This window comes from Bacillus cereus group sp. BfR-BA-01441 (assembly GCF_022663075.1).
Lineage (GTDB): Bacteria > Bacillota > Bacilli > Bacillales > Bacillaceae_G > Bacillus_A > Bacillus_A cereus.
Window position 1 is genome coordinate 1 of the sequence record NZ_JAKUEU010000330.1, and the last position, 274, is coordinate 274.

Consider the following 274-nt stretch of genomic DNA (forward strand, 5'->3'; position numbering starts at 1 on the left):
AAACGGCGCTCCTTGCTGATATGGCATTTGATATGGATTTGGTTGTTGATAATACGGATTCGGCGGCATCATGGGCTGTTGATACGGCATTTGATAGGGCATCATATTGGGCGGTTGATTGTTATCCATAATCGGCATTATATTCGGCATTTGATTGTTATCCATAATTGGCATCATATTCGGCATTTGATTGTTATCCATAATCGGCATTATATTCGGCATTTGATTGTTATCCATAATCGGCATCATATTCGGCATTTGATTGTTATCCATA

1 pseudogene is annotated in these 274 nt (G+C 39.1%); it reads right to left on the minus strand.

What is annotated here, in order from left to right:
* Positions 1–258: pseudogene (locus tag MR107_RS30745) on the minus strand (peptigoglycan-binding protein LysM); the annotation flags it as partial.
* Positions 259–274 lie beyond the last annotated feature (16 nt).